We start from the raw sequence: 6,825 nt of genomic DNA, 5'->3' as shown, positions 1-6,825 counted from the left end.
ACCAAAACCCATCGAACAGGAGGACCAGACGGCAGCCGCTTAACACCCGTTGGACTCAAACACCTTGACAAATTCCGATGCGGCGCGGGCTCTCGCGCTCACCTATCAAACACTTGTAGCTCTCTCCACTGGTCGAGAGGGGGACGACCCAGAGCTGGGTGCGGCAATCAACGACGCAAACGCCAGAGACCGCGACATGATCGGGCTTTGCGGCGATTAATCTCGTTCCGATCGATGTCAACGCAGTTCTAGCCAGCCCATGCTGCGACGGTGGCTCTGCGCAGCCGGTTCGAGGGGTGAGATCCAGTTCCGCTTCGAGTACCGCGCTGAAGCGTCGACCCATATTTACCACGGGACCGAATGGCGCGGCTGCCCCTGCTTGCGCGGCTCAACGCCCAGGCTATTGCGTGCTGAACCAACGCAGTCCAATCAGGATGTAAACGTGAAATCCGCTTGAGGGCTACCATCCGCAGTGTGACCACGCCACAGCCCTCTTCGCCCGCGACTCCCGACGCTCAACCACGCCGCCGGTCAGCATCGGTACTCGCTACGCTCGCCATCTTGCTGGGTCTTCTCGCGTTAATAGCGGCTGTTGTAGCACTTACGCGGCCGGCATCCGGTCCGACTTTTTCTACGGCTCAAGAGACCACCGCTAAGGCGAATCTCTGCAGTCGGTTTAAACCTGCTATGAGCGCGATACACATCGAGACCAACGGGCCTGATGCAAGTCTTGGACGAATTGCCCTGCTCAACGGCGCGATGGTCCTAGAGGGCGCTGCGGCCGATCCTGCTTTGGATCCCACTTACCGGGACGCAGCCCAAGCTGTTGAGTTGGCGTACCAAGATCTCGTTATTGCGTCTTCCAGCGGCAAAGCTGGCGATCCTCAGTTCGATAGTGCTGTGAACACCGCCAATGCCAAGGAACGCACGCTAAGGGACCTGTGCGGTGACTGATCTACCGCCCGGGAATTGGTCGTCCTACTTGGTAGGGGCGTGGTGGCCGGCGCCCCCAAACGAGCCGAATAGCGGTGTCCAGTATTGGTCTGACCAATCCAGCGCCAAAGAGCGCGAGGCGATCGAACTTCAAGCATTCACAGACGGTGTGAGCGCCAGGAACAGCGGCCAGACCACAGAAGATGAGCTGATGCGTCTGCGTACTGGCTATAACCGTCTTGCGAACGCCTCCGAACACTGTCGTAGCAAGAGCACCGCTAGCCGTAGTGTCGCGAACGCCGTTGATGAACTTCGTCGTCAATTGACAAATATCGCCGATCGGTACAACCCCCAAATTGACGAACTGGTAGCGAAGAACACGCCTGAAGCGATGGCCGAAGCTATCGGCTTAATCGCCACTGCCAACACTGAAGCGGCGGAGCACAGTTCAGAGGCCAACGGCAAGATCATCGCGGCAACCCAGCAGATGTTCAATGAGCTGGGCATCGAAGGGGACGCGCAGCGGTGGCTCCAAGACAACGGCGCTAAGTTCGGCCCCCCACCGTCGCAACTTCCCTCCAGTGAAGAGTTGAGTAGAACGGCAGCTGGTACCGACCAGCTTCCCTTCCCGTACGGCGCTGGCGACTCGGGCAATCACACGGTTCCAAAGAGCGTGGAGGAACTCTTACTTCCGGGCGGCAGCAGCACAGGTGGCGGCAATAACTTCACTCCAAGCAGGAATGGCGGCAACGACGTCGCAACAGGCGGTGACGCCGTCGCCATCGGCGGTAACAGCGGCGGCGACAACAGCAACGGCGGCGGCACCATCGGCGGTAACAGCGGCGGCGACAACAGCAACGGCGGCGGCACCATCGGCGGTAACAGCGGCGGCGGCACCATCGGCGGTAACAGCGGCGCCGACAACATCGGCAGGGACACCGGCGCCATCGGCAACAACCTAGGCAATGTCCCGCAAGGAGCGGGCGCCCCTAGCCCGGTGCTACCGCCCGCCGCCCCAGGCGGCATACCCGCCGCAACGGCAATGGGCGCGCCAGGCGGCGTCCCATCCCCCGCACCCTCCGCCATGCCCGCCCTCACCGGCCCGCCCAGCGGCGGTGGCATGCCACCCGGCCTTAACGCCAGCGGCCCCACCCAGGCACTTGCCGCGGGCATGCCTGGCGGAGCTCCTGGACCGGGCGGGACACCACCGCCGTTGCCGCCGGGTGGAGCCGGCCCCGGAGGATTCGGTCAGCCGTCGCAAATTCCGCCCTCCCCCGCGGTGACGCCGATGGCCGGCGGTGCACTCGGCAATATGGCCCAGTTGGCCAGCTCCAACACCGAGATCGCCCCGCCCGCGCCCACCGCCGGCGCTACGCCGGCAGCACCGCCGGCTCCGCCGGTGGCAGCGAGCCCGGCCTCGGTATCGTCGGGGCCGATCAGCGCCGGCCCGGCAGTCCCGGCAGGTCCCCTGCCCGGCTATGGGGCAGATTTGCGCCCAGCCGTCCCAGCCGTCCCAGCCGTCCCGGCCGCGCCCACGGCGCCTGCCGGACCTGCGGGTCCGACTTCCCCGCCCCCACCCGGCGGCCACGCGCCCCCGACGCCCGGGGGACCAACGGTGGCCTCGACCGGTGATCGTCCCGCGCCGGGCAAGCCCACGCCCGGCGGCCAATCCGGCGCATCGCTAGCAGGCAGCATGGGCGCCGGAAGCACGGCCGGGGCCGCAGCCGGTACGGCCGCGCGGCGCCTTGCCGAACACCAGGATCTGCAGCGCAAAGTCGACGCGGTGGCCCGCCAGGCACCGAGCCTGGCTTGGGCGGCCGGCCTTCGGGACGACGAGACCACCACCGTGCTGGCCACCGACTTGGCCGGTGGCTGGATCCCACCCACCGTCAAACTCCCGCCCGGACTGACGCTGCTGGATCCAGCCCACCGGCGCCGCGACAGCAGCGCGGTCGATCTGCTGGGTGCGGTGATCGCCGCGGCGGCCCACCATCCGAACGCCTACGTCGCCGAGGCCGGTCCGAACGATCCGATTCCCGGCACCGGAGAACGCGCCCGATTCGGCCAGCACGTCGATGAACTCGGCCCCACGCTCATCGATATCACCGCCACCAACGACCGCCTGCCGCGAATCGCGCAGACCGTGGCACGGGCCGTAGCACGCCGCTCTGGCGTTGACGACAACGAGATCGCGCTGTTTCGGCAGGTAGTCGCCGAAACGCAGGTGCGAGTACTGTCGGCCTATCCCGAGCATGCTCCGCGGGATGTCGCCGACTGGATGCTGTTGGCGGCCATCGACGCACTGATCGACGGAAGCGAAGAGCTCGCCCGCTACCACCTTGCGTGGTACCTGGCAGTGGCAGTTCAGCATGGAGGCGTGGCGCCATGACAGATGACTTCGTCAGGCATTACGGCGCGGACTTCTTACACATTGCGCTCTCGCAGCCCCCGACGGCGATCCCCCCTGGACCGGTCCACCCCGGCGGATCATCCCCCGTCGATGCCACGATGGCCGCCTTCGGTGCTGCGACCAACCTGAACCTGGTCGAGACAAACACCGAACTCGCCAACGATCACCGGGACCGCACCGGCCATGCCGCCGACGCGGTGCGAAAGTTCGCTGAGCACGAGGCGGGTGCGGTCTCTCGGTTCCAGAATGTCGCGGCTGAAGCCGCCCCCGCTGCGGCAGGGCAGCAGCTGCCCCAAGAAGCCATGGATGGGGCGATGCAGGGCGTCAACAGCGCCATGCAGGGCATCACCAGCGCGCTCAGCGGAGCTCTGGGCGCGGTGACCAAGTTGCCCCAGGGGTTGATGCAGGCCGGCCAGGGCGCGTTGTCGCCGCTGATGAGCGCGGCGTCATCTCTGGGCAAGGCGGGGCTGGGCGACGCCACGCTGGCCTCGGAGTTCAGTCCCGATGAGGGCCTGGGCGGTGAAGACTTCGGCTCCGGCGGAAGCGGCGGCGGACTGGGCGTGGGCACCACCCCGGCCAGCAACCTCGGCCCGCCCCCGGTTCCGGGGACTTCGGCACCGACAACCCCCGCCGCCGCCACCAACACCGGTGCCGGCGGTTCCGCAGGCGGCGCGCCAACCGCTGGTGGTGGCGGCGGCGGGATGATGCCGATGATGCCCGGCGGGGCGGGCGCCGGCGGCAAAGGCGGCAAGGACGACAAGGCGGACGCGAAGCGGATCGCCGCCCCGGGCGTGCCCAACGGCCAGCCGGTCAAGGGCCGGACCACGGCCCCGCCCAATATTCCGGTGACAAAGTCCGTCGCACGGGATGCCGGCCATCCTGGTATCACACCGCTGAAACGCATTGTGGACCAGGATGATTCGTCCAAGCAGCGTTGACTCTGCCGGCGCTACATCACTCCGAGGCCGGCCCGATGAAGTCGACACCCTCGCGAATCGCTGGGCGATGCCTCAAGATTCGGAAATGAGCGAGGCGGCCCAGTCCCGCCGTCGTCATCAACCGTGCGCCCGGCCAGGACGCGACCACCTTTTCGCTGGTCGCATAGGGCGTTTCGGGGTCGTCGGGATCGTGGATGAGCAGCAACGGCGGATAGTCGGTCTTCTCGGCGACCCGGACCATGTTGGTGTCCTCGAGTGACATGCCGATACGGCGTTCCAGGCGTCGATGCAGTCCCGCGCGTATCCGTCGGCTGAAGTTGTGGCGCGCGGCGAACAGATCCAGATAGATCGGGAACTCGCCCATCGGCGCCAGGAAGACCAAGCGCCCCACCGTCGCGCCCCATGAGGCCGCGAACGCGGTCGCATTGGCTCCCAGCGAGTGGGCGACCACCGCCCGGGCATCCCCGTGTGTCCGGATCATTGCTGCGACCGCTTCGGCGCACTCGATTGCGGTGGTGCGCCCAGGTGCCAGTACGCCCGGGTCCGACTCGTTGTGGCTGGGCAGGTCGAACGCGATCACACGGTGGCCGGAGGCGACGAGAGGTTTGATGAACATGCCGAGGTGTGGGCGACGTCCACCCCAGCCGTGTACGAGGTAGACCGGCGGGCCCTCGCCCCACGACTCGCCTACGACGCGGTGCCCGTCCCAGTGCGCCTCCAGCGGCTCGCCGGGCGGGACGCCGGGCGGCATACGCAGGCTGGAATCGATGACCGGCGGAGTGCACCACAGCTCCAGCGCCCAGCGCGACCCGATTGCGGGCGCGACACGCTCCAGCAGCCAGAACAACCGCCGCACCCGCGGGGCCACCGGCGGTTGAACACCGGAACCCTCCACATCGAGAACGATGGGGCTCGGCTGGGGGTCAGTTGGCTCCGGCACATAGCGAGGTTAGCGAGACAGCCTGCTCCACAGCCATGAACTCGGCCAATCGACCCGACGTGACGGGCTGCCCACGGATGAAGCAGATGCTCAGCCGGTGAAACCCTCGCCCGACGTCGACTTGTCGTGGTGGGTGTAGGTCAACGGGAGCTGCCGTGCGGCGGCAATCTTGCTCAGCATCGCGATCCGTTCCCGCGCGACCGCACCCGTCCGCTTCCGGTGCTCACGAATTGGGTTGGACCACGGCACCCAGTCGGCCAGCTTGGCGATGCGCACGTTGAGCTTGGTGAGCCGCTCAAAGTTCTTGACCTGGCGCTTGAAGTTGTAGCCCAGCGGCTCAAAGATGGTGCCCACCAACATCGCGTCGATCTGCTCGTAGCCGAAGACGACGCCGGCCGGCGCAAACGCGATCGCCGCCGTGATCTGGTGCGCATACTTGGAGACCAGCTTCTGCAGCGGGCCCGGCAACGTCCCCGTCAGGGTTTCCAGGTGTTCGGGGCCCGCGATGGCATCCACGAGCTCGGCACGCCAGGGAGAGGGGTTGCCGCCCCGGGAGAGCACGTAGTTCAACGACTTGATCAGCTCCAGCGCGTTGGCGGAGTGCAGCCGCTCGGGCGCACCCCACAGCCGGCCGGAGAACGAGGAGTACTCGGCGAGGTCCTCCAGCTGATCCGGTGTGAGCTTGCGGCCGAATGCATGGTCGATGAGTCGGCTGATCAGCAGGCCACTGCCGAATCCCAGCAGTGATGTCACCGGAATGGGCTCTCCGAACTTGAGGTAGAGGTCGTCGCCCCACTTCCGACGCAGTCCACGACTGGCCAGCGCGTGCATTAACCGCACCCGCACCACATCCTGGAAGGCCTCCGAGTGCCGATCGAAGATGTCCGGCAACGTGAACTCGGCGAACACGCGGGCCGTTTCAATGAAGCGGCGCGGACCGTCGTCGGCGAAACGGCCGGTGGCCCCGGTCGCCGCGGAGATGTCGCCGGTCATCGCGGTCTCGTATAGCGCCCAGCCGCGGACGATCGTGGTGGCCGCGATCGTGGCCGACATCGCCAGCATCCGGCCACGCTCAGCGGAGGCCAGGTCGAACTGACTGGGCAGCTGATCGAGGTGCTCGAAGAGGTCGACGAATTCCTGGGGAGGATCCTCAAGGGTCTCGATGCCCTGTGTCAGAGCCTGCTCGAACAGCGCACGGGCCTGCTCATATCCCAGGCGTTCGAACACCTCGACCGCACCGATCATGTATTCGTCGCGCTGCCAGAAGTAGTCGTCGCGCCACCGGGTGATCTCGTTGGGCTCGACTTCTTTGTCGATGTCGATCCACGGCCCGAAGATGATCTCGCGCATCTGGCGCCACTGGCCGGCGAAGTAGTCACGCCCCGGCGGGATGGGCCGCAGCGGCCGGTCGGGATGATCGCGCCGATTGAAATCGACGTCCTCGAGCAGGATCTTCGGACGCTCACCCGTCACAGTCATACGGCCAACCCAACCTCGAAAAATAGGATACTGATTGAGACGTTATCACGCCCCAGCTGCGTTTAACGCGACCCAGTTTGTCGCATTCATTTGTCCTGAAATTGTCTACAGTGCGCGGACTGTAG

General features: G+C 66.3%; 5 protein-coding genes. 3 read left to right on the top strand and 2 right to left on the bottom strand.

From position 1 onward, the window contains the following. Positions 1 to 687: 687 nt before the first annotated feature. The 3 genes from AWC18_RS17710 (at position 688) to AWC18_RS17690 (ending at position 4,281) form a co-directional block, all read left to right on the top strand. On the top strand, positions 688 to 954 hold the full coding sequence (locus AWC18_RS17710; RefSeq protein ID WP_208858395.1) for a hypothetical protein: 267 nt from the start codon (positions 688 to 690) through the stop codon (positions 952 to 954). 370 nt (positions 955 to 1,324) lie between these two features. Then, entirely contained in the window at positions 1,325 to 3,322 is a 1,998-nt protein-coding gene (locus AWC18_RS21725) for a DUF5631 domain-containing protein (protein ID WP_234806575.1), read from the top strand. After that, entirely contained in the window at positions 3,319 to 4,281 is a 963-nt protein-coding gene (locus tag AWC18_RS17690) for a hypothetical protein (protein WP_085139588.1), read from the top strand. The genes AWC18_RS21725 and AWC18_RS17690 overlap by 4 nt, the downstream gene beginning before the upstream one ends. A 16-nt stretch (positions 4,282 to 4,297) precedes the next feature. Here the strand turns inward: AWC18_RS17690 and AWC18_RS17685 are convergent, their stop codons facing one another. Next, complete coding sequence (locus AWC18_RS17685; RefSeq protein WP_085139587.1) at positions 4,298 to 5,221, bottom strand: alpha/beta fold hydrolase; 924 nt, start codon at positions 5,219 to 5,221, stop codon at positions 4,298 to 4,300. A gap of 90 nt (positions 5,222 to 5,311) precedes the next feature. Further along, positions 5,312 to 6,700, bottom strand: a complete 1,389-nt coding sequence (locus AWC18_RS17680; protein WP_085139586.1) for an oxygenase MpaB family protein — start codon at positions 6,698 to 6,700, stop codon at positions 5,312 to 5,314. Between the last annotated feature and the right edge of the window lie 125 nt (positions 6,701 to 6,825).

It is taken from the genome of Mycolicibacter nonchromogenicus, from assembly GCF_002101775.1.
Taxonomy (GTDB): Bacteria; Actinomycetota; Actinomycetes; order Mycobacteriales; family Mycobacteriaceae; genus Mycobacterium; species Mycobacterium nonchromogenicum.
This window is presented reverse-complemented; position numbering and strand designations above follow the sequence as displayed.